Below are 16,550 nucleotides of genomic sequence, written 5' to 3'. Positions count from 1 at the left end.
GTCATCACTGAATATGGCTTCGGTTTCTAATGTACTTTTGATTGTTTCCATGTAATATTCACTCCTCTAGTATTCTTCTGGTAATAACATGACGTAATAAGAAAGGTCTACATCATCTTCTCGGATAATGTAGACCTTATTGATATCGATAGACTGTTTGACATTTGCCTTATGCGTTTTGACATACTCAGGACGTTCTTGTTTGTGTTTGATATATAGTTGGTTATTGTGCATATTGAATTGGAATATATGAAAATAATCCAATGATTCCTTGCCTTTTGATTGTGTTTGTTCTCGTCGTGCTACGAGTTGCCACAATTGATGTTGTAAGGTGATAGGTAAGTTGTTATCGATACCGCGGGTAATATATCTATTCATAAGCGTTTTCCTTTCGTTCTGATTCTTTCATCCAAATGATAATTTCACTAAGAATTGTAATGACGAGTTGTGTAATTTTGATGTATTTATGCATATTATTGTCCTCCTGTTAGTAAGTATAGTTGATCCAAAAGGGGCATGACCGTGTTGTGTAGATATAAGAAATCCATATCGTGGTTTTCATCAATATAACCAATCGCAATAAGTTGTTTCTGATAGTAGAGGGTAAAGGGGTATATATGTCTTTCGTGAAGTGTATCAGAGTAGTAAGTATACGTATGAAGGATTTTATTGGTAAGTGGGCCAAGTCTTACATATTGGTCAGGAAGGATATTATCTGCCACTTCCTCGATAGATTCACATTCCCATTTCTCGTCCTTTGGTAGACTGAATAAGTTTGTTATATAGTACTTGAGTTGTTGTTCTAGTGTCATCATTATGACCTCCTAATGTATTTGATAGATGTATACATGTGATACATCATTTTGATAATATAAGTTTGAAATACCATTTGTTTCGCCTAGAAATCCCACTGAAATATAGAAAATATCCCAATCGAAAATGATCATAATTGTTGATATGAAAAGGAAATCCCATTATCCCGCTCATTTCTCGGGAAATATAGCGATATATTTATATATGATTTGAATTTGTAGATGTCAGTACGACTTACTTTTTCTTTTTATATTATTTATTTATAAATAATAATGGGATTTCGGGATTACGCTTGCGTAATCCTTCTCCTACATGTATTTATCAAATTCCATTGCTATCCCGTTCATATTTTATTTTGGGATGTTCTTTCGTCATACAATATAAGCTTCACATTGAGTTGTGACTTGTTAGTATGTTGAAAAGATTCGTTAGATGGGTGTTATTGAATGACGAAAGGACAGTACATAGATATTAGATTTGAAAGTAGAGTGTCTGAGGCAAAAACAAAGACGAAGTGCTGAGGAGCACTTCGTCTAGATTATTATTATTGAAAAGTTGTTTAATAATTTCATTATTAAGTTTTAGTGTAACGTAGAATTGCTTTTTATGATTCTCATCTTTACGAATGTCAATACGATCAATGACCGTAAGGTATAATGCCTTGAGTTGTGCTTTATCCATGGATTCTATATTTTGAAATATTCGTTGTAATAGGGCAGCGATTTGTTTCGTATCATAAGATGGTTTCTCTTGATTTTGTTGCTGCTTGAGTTGATTCATTTGGTTTGTAATGTCATTGAGTTGTGTTTCATATTGATGAATGGTTGGTTTGAGTGCAGATGTTAAGTCTGGATTGTCTTCGATGGTTTGAATTAGATTTTTTAGTTTAGTGTTTATTTCATCAAATTGTTGTTGTTTATAAGCAATATCATGATTGAGTGCAGCTACATCGACTTGATTCTCTTGATTGACACGTTCGACAACTTGTTTGATAACTTTATCACTTTTGACTATTTCAAGTATTTGATCCATAACATACTTTTCGATAACATCAGCTCTAACACTATTTGCAGAACAGACTTTTGAACCTTTGTTTCGAAAATTACTACACGAATAGTAGCGGATGCGTTTTTTAGTACCATCTTTAAGTGTATTAACTGTTATGCTCGCAGACATTGAAGCAGAACATTGTGGACACGCGATTATGCCAGTTAACAGATTTGTTCCTTTACCATGTACCTGTGGCTTTTTGTTTACTTGCTTCTTACGTGTTTGTACTTTATCCCATAAATCTTGACTAATAATAGGCGTGTGTTTGCCTTCAGCGATCACTGGCTTATCATTCAAGCCTTTACGACGTTTATCATTCCAATCTTTATATTTTGCGAATTGAATTTTACCAATATAGAATGGATTTGAGAGAATATAAGTAACAGCTGAAATACTAAATGGATTACCTTTCTTAGTGACATAACCTTTATGATTGAGTGCATTGGCAATTTTACGATAACCATGACCTTTAGCGTAAGATTCAAAGATATACTTCACAATATTGGCTTCATGTTGATTAATCATGAGTTCATGTTTATTGTAGGGTACTTTATCGTAAGCTAAAGGAAGGTTCCCCTGATAATACCCTTCTTGGGCTCGTATCGTTTGGCCCATAAAAATATTGTCCACAATATTATTTCGCTCAAATTCAGCGAAGCTCGCAAGTATCTGAAGCATAAGCTTACCACTACTTGTGTTAACTTCCATACGTTCAGATAGACTGAAAAATTCGACATTTTGTTTATGCAAATCTTCGACAATTTTGAGTAAGTCTGATGTATTACGCGCTAATCGGTTTGTTTTGTAGACCATGACACAATCGATATGACCATTTTTTGCGTCTTGTAACATACGTTGAAGTGCAGGGCGGTTCATAGATTTTCCAGAAATACCTCGATCAGCATATACATCTATGACTTTGAAGTTATTGAAATCACAGTATTCTTGAATCTGATTGACCTGCCCCTGTATTGAAAAGCCTTCTGAACTTTGAATTTCAGTCGATACACGTACGTAAATACCCACGCGCTTGTGTTTATATTCTTGCATGATTTTTCATCCTTTCTGATTAAGAAATCGTTGATTGCGTCGTTTGATTGACGATGTTTAAGGGTTCATTTTTGAAATAGATACCCGTAAGTGTTTTATTTTTGTTAATATGAATTTCATCAATGTAAGGGTACAACATGTTTAACGTGAAACGTTGTTGAATGATATTTTGAAAAGCCTTTTGAATTTGATACGCATTGATTGATAATATAGGTTTTGAATGTTGTCGCGATGATTGTGTTTGTTTTCTGAAAGCTTCTGCATCAATTTTACCTTGGGCTAATTTTTCTATCAGCTGCTCTTGATTGAGTGTAGTTTTAATTTCTACATCTATTTGTCTTTTGAGTCGTTGTTGAATAGTATGGTTTATTTTTGAATAGAGCTGTTGATTTTGAAAGAAGTCCTGACAAGTCGCTAAAACACTTGTTTCTAATTCTTGTGCGTTGATTCCTTTAAATTCACAAACAAAGCGAGCATTATTCATATTTTGCGGACAGACATAGTAACGCAATGAATGATCTGGTTTTCGGACAGTCATGTTTGTGAGTGTCGAATGACAGTAGGGACATTTGATTTTTTGTTTGAGTTGATTTTCTGACGGCTTACGTTTTACTTGTTTCTGAGTTCGGGTAACTTGAGCATCTTCGTATATCGTTGTACTGACAATAGCTGGAAACATGTTTTCATATTGTCCGTATTGATTGATAACACGGCCACAGTAATTAGGGTTAAGGATAATATTACGCACTTGATAGGGCTTGCGATTAATGAGCTTATCATCAGCTTCTAAGTATTGCGCAATTTTTTTATAACCATAACCTTGAAGGTAATAATTGAACACAGCTTTTACTGTTGGTGCTTTTACTGTGTCTATCGTGAAAGTACCGTTATGATAGTGATACCCAAAGGGTGCATGTGTTGTAATTAGTTTACCTTGTCTCGCTTTTTCTTTGATTCCATTTTTGACTTGTTCGCCTATATTATCAGATTCTAGTTCGGCCAAGCTGATGAAAATATTGAGTTTGAGCCGATCGAATGCTTTATCCATGTCGAAGTAGCCATCATGAACGCTTAAGATATGAACATGATACGTTTGACATAATTTCATGAGCTTTAATGCATTTTTTAGATTACGATGAAGTCGATTTAGACGATAGCAACATAGTACGTCACATTGTCCTTGTTGAATCAGTTCAGTAATTTGTTGGTAACCATTCCGCTTATCAGTGCGTCCTGATTGCTTATCGCTGTAAAAAGTGATTTGTTTAATACTGTGTTTTTTGGCTAGTGCTTTGATGGTCTGTTTCTGTGCTGCTAGAGATTGTTGTTTGAGTGTACTTTGACGTAAGTAACCAATGGCTTCTTCCATGTTATACACCTCCAAAAAGATAATATATATTTGTGAGCAAATTAGAATGAAAGGTCCAACGTGCTTTTAACACGTTGGACCGTAATGATTAATTATCGTTCTGTAGCTCTTCAACGACTAAATCAGCTAGTAATTCAATCAATTCATCCATTTTATCTACTCCAGTACTCATATCGATTTATGTTAATACTTTATTTAATTAAAAATCAGAATAATCTATGACATTAGACTTGATGAACTCTACATCTGGTATTGATTCTTCGAACTCTTGTTTAGTCTTATTTTGAACTCTTCCATTTTCTTTGTTTAGTCCAAGAATTGATGCATACTCTGAATCTAACTTTAAATGATAAAAGACAAGTGACTGTTTCTTGCCATAGTCATCTTTGACTGCTCTTTTCGTAGTTATTCGATCACGGTCAGATTCGATATATCCTTTATCCCTTAGTGCATTCACGACATTGTTGACATCTTGGAAATGATTCTCTATCAACATATTTTTAAATACAGATGCAATGATTTTGACTTCGATATACTCATCTTTTAAGGCAATTAGTCCATGGTTCTCCATCATATTCTTTAACGCTTTGTCATCAGAAAACTTACCACGGTTTTGTGCTACAAATTGCGTAATGACTTCGATCGCTTTATCTGCCAGTGATCGTTCAGAGACTGTATGAGCATGATAATCAATAAAGTAGTCTCTTATTTTAGCGATATCAATATCTGTAGGTAAAACATGACTGAGAATCTTGGCCGAAGTAGTGATAGCTGCATAGCGCTTAAACATACGAATACCAGTATTATTTATTTCATCCTTCAATTTATCTTTAAACCAATGATGTAATTCAAAAACGGATCAAAAAACAAAGGGCCCTAGAAACTAGGAGCACACTTACACAAGAACAATTGATAGATAAATTAGCTAAAGGAGCCATCGATGCAGAAACGTTCAGAAAACAATCTCAATCGTTACTTCAACAATCAAAACCAACACTATCAATAAATGAGCAACAAATTCAAAGGTCTTTTGAAAATGTAATTCAACAACACTTCACGTTAAGCATGTTATACCGATATATTGATGAAATTCATATTTCTAAAAACAAAAGCCTTGTGGGAATCTATTTCAAAAATGAACCGCTAAACATTGTAAACCAAGCTACGCAATCATCGATTGCTTAATTAATGAAAGGATGAAAAATATGAAAGAAATGAAAAGAAAATCTGTAGGATGTTATGTTAGAGTTTCAACAATTTCTCAAGACATTGATAAATTTAGTATTAATGGTCAAATTACACAAATAAAGGAATATTGCCAACAGGGAAATTATGAATTGCTATACTGATAATTAAAAGTACCCCCGATCGAACGAAAATATCTTTTTGATGACTATTAGTGATAATTGTAATTTTATCCATTAATAGATGAATGGATTGGAATAATACTAAGCCTATTGCTATTCCACCGAGTAAAATTACCCACCCGCCTAATTCAATACTTTCCGGAATCATTTCAAAAAATAATAAGCCAATTATAAGGCCTGCACATAATGAATAAATAAAGCCATGACCACTTTGAAAACCTTCCATTATCCAAGCGAGTCCACCGCCAACACCAATTCCAAGTGCGGAAGCTAACGCCCGATCATCCATACTGCACTCATCCCACTATTCTTAAAAAGGCTTTGTTTATTTTACTCTAAAAAATCAAAACAAAATATATGAATTCATATTAAATATTATTTGATTCTTTATTCAGATTGTTATATCATATATATGAACATATATTAATATATGTAGATAAATAGTGATTATTATATATAAGGTTTTGAATTGAAACCTAAAGTGAGGGAAGGATAATGGAAGAAAAAAAGGAATTAGAGGAAGTAAATAATAAGGACTTAGATGATGAAACATTATTTGTCGTATCGCAAACATTTAAAGCGTTAGGTGATCCTACGAGAATCCGGATTCTCCATTTGCTCTTTTATAAGGAGTATTCGGTAAACGGTATTGCTGAAACGCTACATCTTAGACAATCAACAGTTTCCCATCAATTGCGGTTCTTGAAAAATTTACGGTTAGTAAAATTCCGAAGGGAAGGCACAATATTGTTTTATTCCCATGATGATGAACATACTATGAATATGCTAAAACAGGCGATCGATCACGCCTGTCATCACTAGTATTCCGTAAACCAGTAATGAGTGTTAATAATAATTCACGTCATTAATATTGTTATATGATCATATAACAATATTATAGGCATATGAAAAGGGGATTTTGCAATGGATATGGAAAACAAAAAAACAGAATGGAAAGCGTTGTATGATATCTCGAAGGAAAGTGAGATGGGTGTAGCAGAGAGGGTTAGTGAATACGGTTGATAAATTCATAGGATGTATTATTGGATACAAAAAGTTTGGATGTGGTCAATTAACGTCCTGGTTTAGTAAAGCTTACTGCGAATATATTGGAACCCGATATATCATATTTATTTAGAAAGGTGATAGAAATGAAAAATATTCAAGAGCAACAAGCACACGAAAGTCATAGCCACGATCATAGTCATGATCATGATCACGGAAAAATGCCAATTATTTCATATTTTATTGGCTTAGTGTTGGCTATAATTGGGCTTTTTTTAAGTGATGCAAATTTATTAATACAAAACATCTTATTTTCAATTGCCACAATCACAGCCGGCTACCATGTAATTATTCTCGAAGGAATTGGAGAGACAGTTGAAAATACTAAATTAAAGGGAAAATTCACTCCTAATTCTCATATTCTAATGGGATTAGCTGCAATCGGGGCTTCTCTGATAGGGAGTTTTTGGGAAGGAACCCTTTTGATACTTATTTTTTCCGGCGCTCATTTTCTTGAAGATTACGCTGAAGGAAGAAGTAAAAGAGAAATTACTAAGCTACTCGAAATGAACCCAACGACAGCTAAATTAATCCTACCTGATGGAAACACAAAAATTGTTGATGTCAGTGAATTAAAAGTTGGAGATCAACTCCAAGTGCTGAACGGTGATCAAGTTCCAATTGATGGGATTATTTTATCCGGTACTACCTCAATTGATGAATCTTCTATTAATGGAGAAAGTATACCGAAAGAGAAGTCTAAGGGTGACGAAGTTTTTGGAAGTACGATTAATGGAACAGGTACTTTTACTATGGAAGTCACTAAGGAAAACAAGGATACTGTATTCTCTAAAATTTTACAATTAGTTAGTCAAAACCAAGATAATCAAACAAAAGCTGCCAGTATCATTCAAAAATTCGAGCCTAAATATGTTAATATAGTTTTAATCGCAATACCATTAGTAATGTTACTTGCTCCTTTTCTATTTGATTGGACATGGTCGCAAAGTGTTTACAGGGGATTAGTGCTTTTAGTCGCAGCTTCACCGTGTGCTTTGGCAGCAGCTACTGTATCTGTAACATTGTCTACAACATCTAACCTAGCTAAAAAAGGCGTGCTTTCAAAAGGAAGTACTTACCTATCACAATTAGCGGATATAGATGCAATTGCCTTCGATAAAACAGGAACCCTTACGAACGGAGAACCTAAAGTAACAAATTACTATTTCACTCATTCTGTGAACGAAGAAAATATTATTGATATTATAGTCGCCCTTGAAAAGGAATCCAATCACCCACTCGCTAATGCTATTTTAGAAAAATTTGAAGTTAAAAATAAAATAGACATCGAAGTTACTAATCAAATTGGAAAAGGTCTGACAGGAGATTATAATGGAAAAAATTATCGTATTGGTAAGCCTACTTCTTTTGAAAGTGCTTCTGAAGAGTATACCCAGTTCAATCATGATTGGGCATCAGAAGGAAAGACGGTTGTATACGTAGCAGAAAATGAAGAAGTTATTGGGATTATAGCTCTAATGGATATTCCGAATGAGCATGCTAAAGAAACAGTTAATTACTTTAAGAAACTTGGTATCCACACGACTTTAATTACTGGTGATTCGGAAATGACGGGAAAAGCTGTAGGCGAACAATTGGGAATAGACGAAGTTATCGCTAATGTAATGCCTGAAGATAAATCCAGAATTATAGAAGAACAAAAAGAAAAATTTGGAGTTACTGCCATGGTCGGAGATGGTGTGAACGATGCACCGGCCCTTGTTAATGCTGATGTTGGTATAGCTATGGGGGGCGGTACTGATGTGGCAGTAGAAGTATCTGATTTGGTTTTAATGCAGAACAATTTATCTAAATTAGTACAGTCTCATAAAATTTCCTCAAATATGGGTCGTGTTATTAGGCAAAATATTATTTTTTCAATGGCAGTTGTTGCCTTTTTAGTTGTCGTTAGTTTGTTAGGATTAACTGATATTACAATCAGTGTAATTGTTCATGAAGGAAGTACTTTAGTTGTTATACTAAGTGGACTTCGATTATTAAGATCTAAATAATGAACGAATCGATTGACATGAATGAACTTTGAAGTGTGGATTCTACAATGCTCCCATAACATTGGACACTAAAAAACAGAGCAATCTAATAAAGATGTTATGAGTAAAAACAATGCCTTGCATACCGTTTTTATCATACGGGCGGTCAAATAAGCAATTAAAGAGCATGGGAAGCATAAAATCATAAACAGTGACTTAAGGCAGCCAGTTTACATTCAAAAGTTAAATTGACTGTATTAAAAGTTTCGAAACGATTAATATCCGTATGGGGGCAAGCGTCGAGCCAAAGATAATGCCAGGACAGAGCGTCTTTTTCCGTTCTTTTAAGTGGGAAAGGTTTTACCTTCTCTAGGCCAAGACAGTCCCAGAGCTAAAAGGGCCAGTTGCTCTTTTTGGGCGTTTGTGAACGGTAATCGCAGGAAGGGGATTTTCCCAACCGCACCTGGTTTTCCATCACAATAAAGTTGGCGGCATTTGTTCTGATATTCTTGGGAATACTTACACTATGAATGGCCGTATTAAGTGATACAGGAGCTGCTATTATTGTAATACTGAATGCTCTCCGCCTTTTGAGGGTAAAAGAATAAAAGTAAGGATAACTAGGTAAAGCTGTTCAATCAAAAATTGAACAGCTTATTTTTCATCAAAATCAAAAACGTTTATTATAATACCTACACTTGTTCTGTTAAACGTACCGATTTTTTAACCTTATTGTATCAGTAATATCTTGAAACGAAGTAAGCGACTAAAATTTCTCTTTTATCATACGTTTATAAAAATACACTTTTAAGAACGGTTTGAAAATTTTTGAAATAGATCAAAATAATCTTCTGGTTAAAAAACCTGTAGATATGATTTCTCTCTTAAATTTTTGTTTGATTAGATTAGACCCTAATAAGACGCATTCAACATGTCTACACGTGAATTTAGTCTTTGAAAATGTAAGGACCATTATTATTATAAAAACCCTAGTATAAAACGATACGCTGAAGCATATCATAAATGATGCGGTTTTTTCAGCCGTTTCATAAAGGTATTTTAAACGTATCAGAACGTGTGAGGTTTATGAGAATTGCTGTTATGTTTTTGTGAAGCGTATCATAAATGATGAGGTTTTTTCAGCCGCTTCATAAAGGGATTTTGAACGTATCGGAACGTATGAGGTTTATGAGAATTGCCGTTATGTTTTTGTGAAGCGTATCATAAATGATGCGGTTTTTATAAGGTTCTTCTTATTGGTGAAATTGTTAAAAAAACAAAATGCAATGAACTGACAAATTAAAATCGCTTTAAGTCGTATTCTCAAAGAATCTATAAATCACTCGTATGTACACAGCCCCTTACTATCAGTTAAAGTGTCACTTTTCGGTTCTAATATTTATTATTCATAAGATATGCAATATATGATACAATTCATTCAAATGTATATTTGAATGAGGTGCTCTATGGTTCAGACTATTATAACTGCGGCAATACTTTATATTGCAACTGCGGTAGATTTATTAGTGATTTTATTAATATTTTTTGCTAGAGCAAAGACTAGAAAAGAATATAGGGATATTTATATAGGTCAATATTTAGGATCGATTATCCTCATATTAGTCAGTTTATTTTTAGCTTTTGTGTTACATTATGTTCCAGAGAAATGGATATTAGGTTTATTAGGTTTGATCCCCATCTACTTAGGTATAAAAGTTGCTATTTATGATGATTGTGAAGGTGAAAAAAGAGCAAAAAAAGAATTAAACGAAAAAGGTTTGTCCAAATTAGTAGGGACTGTTTCTTTAGTGACAATTGCAAGTTGTGGTGCAGATAATATTGGTTTATTTGTCCCTTATTTTGTAGCATTGGATATTATTGAATTACTGACTACCTTAATTGTATTTTTAGTTTTAATTTTCTTTTTAGTATTCACAGCACAAAAACTAGCTAGAATTCCTGGTGTGGGTGAAATTGTTGAGAAATTCAGTCGTTGGATTATGGCTGTTATTTACATAGCATTGGGCTTATTTATTATTATTGAAAATGAAACCATACAAACGATATTAGGATTTATATTATAAATTAAGGTGTGACTTAATATGAGTAACAATAAAATTTGTGACGTCATTTGTGTTCATGAGGAAAAAGTGAATTATGCTTTAAGATTTTTAAAAGAAGAAAAAACTCAACGGCTTATCAATACATTATTAAAGATAAGTGATGAGAATAAGCTGAAAATTATATTAGCTCTAATTAAAGAGAAAGAATTATGTGTTTGTGACTTATCTATAACATTAGGTTTGAGTATAGCTTCAACATCACATCATTTGAGAGCTCTGTATAAAAGAGACGTGCTGGATTTTTACAAGGATGGGAAAATGACATACTATTATATCAAAGATATAGAAATGAAATCATTATTAATAAAATGTATGACTTAAATATAAAGAAACGCTCACATTAAACGAGCGTTTCTTTGAATTCTTGTATTCTTTTTCCAATTTCATCTCTAACACGTTGAAATTCTGGCCATTCTTTTCCTGCTGGATCATCAAAGCCCCAGTGTTCTTTTTTAACATTAGGTGGTAATATAGGGCAATTATCGTCTGCATCACTACATAATGTTACGACCAAAGCTGACTGTTCTAAGATATCACTATCAATCAAATCTGATGTATGGTTTGAGATATCAATATCCACTTCTTTCATAGCTTCTATTGCTTTAGGATTAACACCATGTGTTTCAATACCAGCAGAATAGACATTCCAATCTTCACCCAATATTTCTTTTCCCCAACCTTCAGCCATTTGGCTACGACAAGAGTTTCCTGTACATATAAAATAAATTGTTTTCTTATCCATAATTAAAGCCTCTTTTCTTAAAATATGATTAGTGAAAGGTATAAACCTAAGAGTGTTACAAATAGGACCGGAATAGTAATGATAATTCCAGTTTTAAAGTATGTTCCCCACGAAATTTTCACACCTTTTTGTGTTAAGACATGTAGCCACAATAATGTTGCTAAAGAACCAATCGGTGTTATTTTAGGTCCTAAATCAGAACCTATGACATTCGCATAAACCATACCTTCTTTAATTGTTCCAACTACATTCGATTGTCCGATAGCAATTGCATCTATTAAAACTGTAGGCATATTATTCATAATTGATGATAACAAAGCAGATATAAAGCCCATGCCCATAACACTACTGAATAGTCCATAACTTGAAATATTGGATAATGCATCAGCTAAAATTGTGGTGATGCCTACGTTTTTCAAGCCGAATACGACTAAATACATACCAATTGAAAATAGGACAATATTCCATGGTGCACCTTTAATTACTTGTTTCGTATGCACAGCTTCGGAATTGCGAGCTAACAGTACAAAGATAATAGCAATAATACCAGCAATGATTGATACAGGGATTTGAATAAACTCACTAACAAGATAACCCACAAGTAGTATTGCTAATACAATCCATGAAATCTTAAATAATTTAGAATCTTTAATTGCATTTTTAGGATGTGAAAGATTTTCTGTATCGAACGTTTTAGGTATAGATTTTCTGAAATATAACCATAAAACGAGAATACTAGCAATCAGAGAGAATATATTAGGAATAATCATTCGACTAAAATATTCAATAAATCCAATATCGAAGTAATCTGCAGAAACGATATTAACTAAGTTACTTACAATTAAGGGTAGTGATGTAGTATCAGCGATAAAGCCACTGGCAATAATAAAGGGGAAAATCACTTTTTTATTAAACCCTAGATTTCTTACCATCGCTAATACAATAGGCGTTAAGATTAAAGCCGCACCATCATTTGCGAAAAATGCTGCTACAATTGCCCCAAGTAACATAATAAAAACAAACATTTTTAAGCCATTACCGTTTGAAGCCTTGACCATATGTATTGCAGACCATTCAAAAAAACCAATTTCATCTAATATTAATGAAATTAGAATAACAGCTACAAAAGTTAAAGTTGCATTCCAAACAATACCGGTTACTTCTAATACATCGGAAAAACTTACGACTCCTGTAAAGATAGCAACAACAGCTCCAATTAAAGCTGTAATACCAATATCTAAACCTTTTGGTTGCCATATCACAAAGATTAAAGTTAACAAGAAGATTATAATTGCTAAAATGGTCATCAACAGTCACCTGATTTCACATTTTTACATACACATCTTTGATTAGATGTATTAATGATGTTTAAGTTTTGAATAATATCATCTAAAATAGCATGATTAAGTTGATACCAATGTTTGTTGCCGTCTTTTCGTGTTGTAACTAATTCGTTATCTACTAATGACTTCATATGATGACTTAGTGTAGGTTGTGAGAATTGAAAGTGTTCTAATAAGTCACAAGCGCATAGCTCACCACAAGAAAGTAAATCTAATATTTCTAACCTGCTTGGATCTGATAAAACTTTTAATATTGCTGATAATTCTTTATAAGACATAAATAATACCTCCTTTTCATTACATAGATTAACATCTATATAGTTTTATGTCTATGTAGTTTTTTGACTAATTTTAGTATTAGATTAGAATGCGTCCTAAATAACTAGTTTTATTATCTTGCAAAAGTTGAAATAATAATTTATATTTAATACATCAAAAAAAATTGATGTATCATTTTAGTATTTTATAAAGGAGTTCGATTTTATGAGAATAAATCATGCAGGTACATTATCTGTTGATTATTTTGTTAGCTACTTAAATCTAATTATGATATCAAGAGAAGTTTCTTTAAAAGAAGCTATATCATATATGAAAAATGAATTCTTTAAAGGAGAACCTGACATGTATGGTAAAATAACAGAAACTCATTTTAATCAAGCAATACAAGAACTCAAACAAAAATAGAAATATCTATATATAAGAGAGGTGATTATTTAATGGAAATTATTAAGTCCAGTCCTAATAGAAGTGAGGAAGAAAAATTAGACTTTTATGAACAGATGTTTAATGCGCTAGCTGATAAAATCAGGCTTAAAATTCTACAATCAATACGTCAAAGCGATTCAAAATCTTTATGTGTTTGTGATCTAGAAGAATTATTAGCGTTAAAACAATCTAAACTTTCCTATCATTTAAAAAAATTAGTAGATGCAAATATTCTTATTGCTGAAAAGCATGGCACATGGAATTATTATAAAATTAATGAGCAACAAATACAGGTGGTTTTAAATGAAGATACTTGCTGTAAGATACTTTAAGTATCTTCTTTATAACATAGAATTAATCAAATTTTTTTGATTAATACATCAAGAAAAGTTGATTAAATGAATTCGGAGGCGTTATACTAATGATAGATTCAATTATGGAATTCATAAAAACATTTCTGATGTTATTTTTTGAATTATTATTACTATTTATAGTAGTGAGTTTTATAGTAAGTCTGATTCAACAAGTTGTTTCAGAAGAAAAAATTAAAAAGCTTTTGAGCAAACCTAATAAAGCTGTCAATTACATATTAGGTATGGTGTTTGGTGCTGTTACACCATTTTGTTCTTGTTCAACTATTCCAATACTTGCAGGTCTATTAAATTCCAAAGTTCCTTTTGGTCCGGCTATGAGTTTTTTGATTGCTTCACCATTAATGAACCCATTAATGATATTTATGTTATGGGCTTTATTAGGATGGAAAGTAGCCATTGTTTATTTTGTAGTACTAGCAATTTTCAGTATTTTAACAGGTTTAGTATTTTCAAAAATGAATTTAGCTGAAAGTTATAAAGGGGTCAATGTTAAAGGTGATGGATTTTTTGCTAATAAAACAGGATCTCGTTTTAAACAAGCATTAAACGATGCGTGGGCATTTTTATACCCAATGTTACCTTATCTATTTATTGGTGTATTTATTGGTGCCTTTATATATGGATTCATACCTGAAGAATTTATAACTAAGTATGCAAGTGGTGATGGTTTTATATCGGTGTTTATTGCTTCTGTTATCGGTATCCCTATGTATATCAGACCAGAAACAATGTTACCTATAGCCGAAGCATTAGTATCAAAAGGTATGTCGCTAGGAACAGTAGTTGCATTAATAATTGGTGGTGCTGGCGCAAGTATTCCAGAGGTCGTATTGCTATCTAAGCTATTCAAGAAAAAATTTGTAATATCATTCATTATTGCAATTTTAATTGTAGCCATTGCTACAGGTTTGATTGTGAATATCATTATTTAAAGGAGGTGAAATAATGGGTATTAAAGACGCATTAAAAAAAATAAAACCTCAAGAACAGTCATGTTGTTCGGTAGAAATTGAGGAAAAGAACGAAAAAAAAGAAAAAGATGAAAAAGAGCAAGAAGATAATAACAATTGCTGTAACAAGTAATATAAGGGCCTGGAATTTATATCCAGGCCCTTATATTAATCTATTTTGCTACGCTTTTCTATATTTATTCTACAATAATTAAAAAAGGACATATTTTGAAATCAATGTGTCTTTGAAAATGGTTACCTCTATATTATGCTTTGATTTCTACAGGTTCACTAAAGTGATTTTCTATAATTCTTGTTATTTCTTTACCTAGTGGTCCATTTATTGTGAAAGTTCTTTTGAAATAAGAACCTAAAATACCTAGACCTGCTGTTGCACCGACACCTTTTCCAATGCCTTTGCCTATCGTTTTTATGATGTTACTCATGATTATCATTCCTTTCATTATAATTAATATTATTTGTAAAACATTGTCTGCTTGGTTTACTTTTGAACTTGTTGTTTTAAATATGTTAATTGTAGTAAAAGTAATTCATCAATCACTTGTTCTCTTAAATCAGGGGGTGAAATGATACGTATATTGGATTGATATATAAAACGGAGTTGAATAGCTTCGACTCTTGTCATCTTGAAAGTGACAATAAGATAATGTGCATCATATTTTTCTATTACATGAATTTGATAAAATCGATGCATTTTTGACCACACATCTTTACCGATTTAAAACGTGATATAGGTTTGTAACTTTGATTTTTCTTGTATATCCACGGATTTTTCAGACAAACTCAGATTCATTTGATTAATATCATCTATATAAATTTCATTCATTGCGCGAACAACTAATGATGCTGGCAAAATACCTGTTTGATTTTTATCAATTTCAAAGCGGTCAAGATATTTTAGTAATGTAGTTCGATGACCTGAATGATGTTTGATGATTAATAATTTAAGATATTGATAAAAGTAATGACTTAATTTGGGTGTCGTCAGGTATAAAGCAGTCAAAATATCATACATAAAATGCATATTTTCATGCTTATCTTGTTCGAGCTTATAACTTTCTGATTTATAATCGTACGTGATTGCTTTAGGTGTACTGATCCACGATTTACTTTCATATAAGAAGTTTCTGGTATCGTCGATATCTCTTTGTATCGTCCTAGGACTCGTATTGAGTTCTAATGTAAGTGATTGTTTGTTGACGGATTTATTCTGTAGTAAACGATGGTATATTGTTAATATTCGAAATGCACGATCCAATATGTCACCTCCTTTAAGTTATACATTACAAAATAGGTTTGTCACAATAAGTCAATCCTCCGTATATTTAATAAAAGTTGTGAAAAAAATTTTTTAGATAAATACATTGATATAAAGAGATTTTATAAATATTGATAAGTGAAGAAATAGCGGTAATGACAAAATACGGCTATACCTCTACTTTTAAATTATGTTTTCTAATGGAATAGGCGTTACTATTTGAGAAAATAACATGGTCATAAAATAAAATGCCCATCATTTCACTGATGAGCATTAATCGTTCGGTCACATTGATATCTTCAGGAGAGGGTGTGATGTCTTATCAAGAG

At 32.4% G+C, this 16,550-nt stretch carries 20 protein-coding genes and 2 pseudogenes; 9 read left to right on the top strand and 13 right to left on the bottom strand.

Going from position 1 to position 16,550, the window contains the following annotated elements:
• Window positions 1-66: 66 nt before the first annotated feature.
• The 5 genes and pseudogenes from KA883_RS11115 to KA883_RS11095 all read right to left on the bottom strand — a co-directional run.
• Window positions 67-378: a DUF960 family protein gene (locus KA883_RS11115; RefSeq protein ID WP_107642238.1), complete on the bottom strand. Its 312-nt coding sequence runs from the start codon at window positions 376-378 to the stop codon at window positions 67-69.
• Between the two features lie 95 nt (window positions 379-473).
• Window positions 474-812 (bottom strand): SAUGI family uracil-DNA glycosylase inhibitor, encoded by a 339-nt coding sequence (locus tag KA883_RS11110; protein WP_210139983.1) that lies wholly within the window; start codon window positions 810-812, stop codon window positions 474-476.
• A 472-nt stretch (window positions 813-1,284) separates the two neighbouring features.
• Window positions 1,285-2,913: a cassette chromosome recombinase CcrB gene (ccrB, locus tag KA883_RS11105; RefSeq protein WP_210139982.1), complete on the bottom strand. Its 1,629-nt coding sequence runs from the start codon at window positions 2,911-2,913 to the stop codon at window positions 1,285-1,287.
• Between the two features lie 19 nt (window positions 2,914-2,932).
• The gene (gene ccrA / locus KA883_RS11100; protein ID WP_210139981.1) at window positions 2,933-4,282 is read right to left on the bottom strand and encodes a cassette chromosome recombinase CcrA; all 1,350 of its coding nucleotides are present in this window, start codon (window positions 4,280-4,282) and stop codon (window positions 2,933-2,935) included.
• A 199-nt stretch (window positions 4,283-4,481) separates the two neighbouring features.
• Window positions 4,482-5,120 (bottom strand): annotated as a pseudogene (locus KA883_RS11095) (cassette chromosome replicative helicase); the annotation flags it as partial.
• Between the two features lie 8 nt (window positions 5,121-5,128).
• Here KA883_RS11095 and KA883_RS11090 point away from each other — a divergent pair.
• A pseudogene (locus KA883_RS11090) lies at window positions 5,129-5,467 on the top strand (cassette chromosome recombinase CcrA); the annotation flags it as partial.
• 111 nt (window positions 5,468-5,578) lie between these two features.
• Here the strand turns inward: KA883_RS11090 and KA883_RS11085 are convergent.
• The gene (locus tag KA883_RS11085; protein WP_001631039.1) at window positions 5,579-5,938 is read right to left on the bottom strand and encodes a ZIP family metal transporter; all 360 of its coding nucleotides are present in this window, start codon (window positions 5,936-5,938) and stop codon (window positions 5,579-5,581) included.
• A gap of 206 nt (window positions 5,939-6,144) precedes the next feature.
• Between KA883_RS11085 and KA883_RS11080 the strand changes: the two genes are divergently transcribed.
• The 4 genes from KA883_RS11080 (at window position 6,145) to KA883_RS11065 (ending at window position 11,149) form a co-directional block, all read left to right on the top strand.
• Complete coding sequence (locus tag KA883_RS11080; protein ID WP_031920602.1) at window positions 6,145-6,471, top strand: ArsR/SmtB family transcription factor; 327 nt, start codon at window positions 6,145-6,147, stop codon at window positions 6,469-6,471.
• 329 nt (window positions 6,472-6,800) lie between these two features.
• Entirely contained in the window at window positions 6,801-8,726 is a 1,926-nt protein-coding gene (locus KA883_RS11075; protein ID WP_031920603.1) for a heavy metal translocating P-type ATPase, read from the top strand.
• 1,445 nt (window positions 8,727-10,171) lie between these two features.
• A complete protein-coding gene (locus KA883_RS11070; protein WP_037538729.1) occupies window positions 10,172-10,789 on the top strand; it encodes a CadD family cadmium resistance transporter in 618 nt (205 codons plus the stop codon).
• Window positions 10,790-10,807: 18 nt separating this feature from the next.
• A complete protein-coding gene (locus tag KA883_RS11065) occupies window positions 10,808-11,149 on the top strand; it encodes an ArsR/SmtB family transcription factor (RefSeq protein WP_203265324.1) in 342 nt (113 codons plus the stop codon).
• 19 nt (window positions 11,150-11,168) lie between these two features.
• Here KA883_RS11065 and arsC read toward each other — a convergent pair whose 3' ends face one another.
• Genes arsC through arsR form a run of 3 tightly spaced genes read right to left on the bottom strand, consistent with a single transcriptional unit; the run spans window position 11,169 to window position 13,191 of the window.
• Window positions 11,169-11,570, bottom strand: coding sequence for an arsenate reductase (thioredoxin) (gene arsC / locus KA883_RS11060; protein ID WP_061854114.1), 402 nt, complete (start codon window positions 11,568-11,570; stop codon window positions 11,169-11,171).
• Between the two features lie 17 nt (window positions 11,571-11,587).
• A complete protein-coding gene (gene arsB / locus KA883_RS11055; RefSeq protein WP_203265325.1) occupies window positions 11,588-12,880 on the bottom strand; it encodes an arsenite efflux transporter membrane subunit ArsB in 1,293 nt (430 codons plus the stop codon).
• On the bottom strand, window positions 12,877-13,191 hold the full coding sequence (gene arsR, locus KA883_RS11050) for an As(III)-sensing metalloregulatory transcriptional repressor ArsR (protein WP_065865872.1): 315 nt from the start codon (window positions 13,189-13,191) through the stop codon (window positions 12,877-12,879). The genes arsB and arsR overlap by 4 nt, the downstream gene beginning before the upstream one ends.
• Window positions 13,192-13,396: 205 nt before the next feature.
• On the opposite strand from arsR, the gene KA883_RS11045 reads away from it, so the two are divergent.
• The 4 genes from KA883_RS11045 (at window position 13,397) to KA883_RS11030 (ending at window position 15,075) form a co-directional block, all read left to right on the top strand.
• Window positions 13,397-13,597, top strand: a complete 201-nt coding sequence (locus KA883_RS11045) for a hypothetical protein (RefSeq protein ID WP_002452584.1) — start codon at window positions 13,397-13,399, stop codon at window positions 13,595-13,597.
• Window positions 13,598-13,629: 32 nt separating this feature from the next.
• Entirely contained in the window at window positions 13,630-13,950 is a 321-nt protein-coding gene (locus tag KA883_RS11040) for an ArsR/SmtB family transcription factor (protein ID WP_065865873.1), read from the top strand.
• An 89-nt stretch (window positions 13,951-14,039) separates the two neighbouring features.
• Window positions 14,040-14,924, top strand: a complete 885-nt coding sequence (locus KA883_RS11035; RefSeq protein WP_065865874.1) for a permease — start codon at window positions 14,040-14,042, stop codon at window positions 14,922-14,924.
• A gap of 13 nt (window positions 14,925-14,937) precedes the next feature.
• Entirely contained in the window at window positions 14,938-15,075 is a 138-nt protein-coding gene (locus KA883_RS11030) for a hypothetical protein (protein ID WP_107529391.1), read from the top strand.
• 133 nt (window positions 15,076-15,208) lie between these two features.
• On the opposite strand, the gene KA883_RS11025 is transcribed toward KA883_RS11030, so the two are convergent.
• The 4 genes from KA883_RS11025 to KA883_RS13635 form a co-directional block, all read right to left on the bottom strand.
• Window positions 15,209-15,388 (bottom strand): hypothetical protein, encoded by a 180-nt coding sequence (locus tag KA883_RS11025; protein WP_203265405.1) that lies wholly within the window; start codon window positions 15,386-15,388, stop codon window positions 15,209-15,211.
• Window positions 15,389-15,444: 56 nt separating this feature from the next.
• Window positions 15,445-15,657, bottom strand: a complete 213-nt coding sequence (locus KA883_RS13640) for a hypothetical protein (RefSeq protein WP_229347794.1) — start codon at window positions 15,655-15,657, stop codon at window positions 15,445-15,447.
• A gap of 24 nt (window positions 15,658-15,681) precedes the next feature.
• Window positions 15,682-16,221 (bottom strand): HTH domain-containing protein, encoded by a 540-nt coding sequence (locus tag KA883_RS11020; RefSeq protein ID WP_229347799.1) that lies wholly within the window; start codon window positions 16,219-16,221, stop codon window positions 15,682-15,684.
• Between the two features lie 169 nt (window positions 16,222-16,390).
• Complete coding sequence (locus KA883_RS13635) at window positions 16,391-16,537, bottom strand: JAB domain-containing protein (protein ID WP_343237044.1); 147 nt, start codon at window positions 16,535-16,537, stop codon at window positions 16,391-16,393.
• Window positions 16,538-16,550 lie beyond the last annotated feature (13 nt).

Origin of the sequence: Staphylococcus sp. GDY8P54P, assembly GCF_017892645.1 — a bacterium.
GTDB lineage: Bacteria > Bacillota > Bacilli > Staphylococcales > Staphylococcaceae > Staphylococcus > Staphylococcus ureilyticus.
Note: the sequence above shows the minus strand (reverse complement) of the source record. Positions and strands in the feature narration are given on the sequence as shown.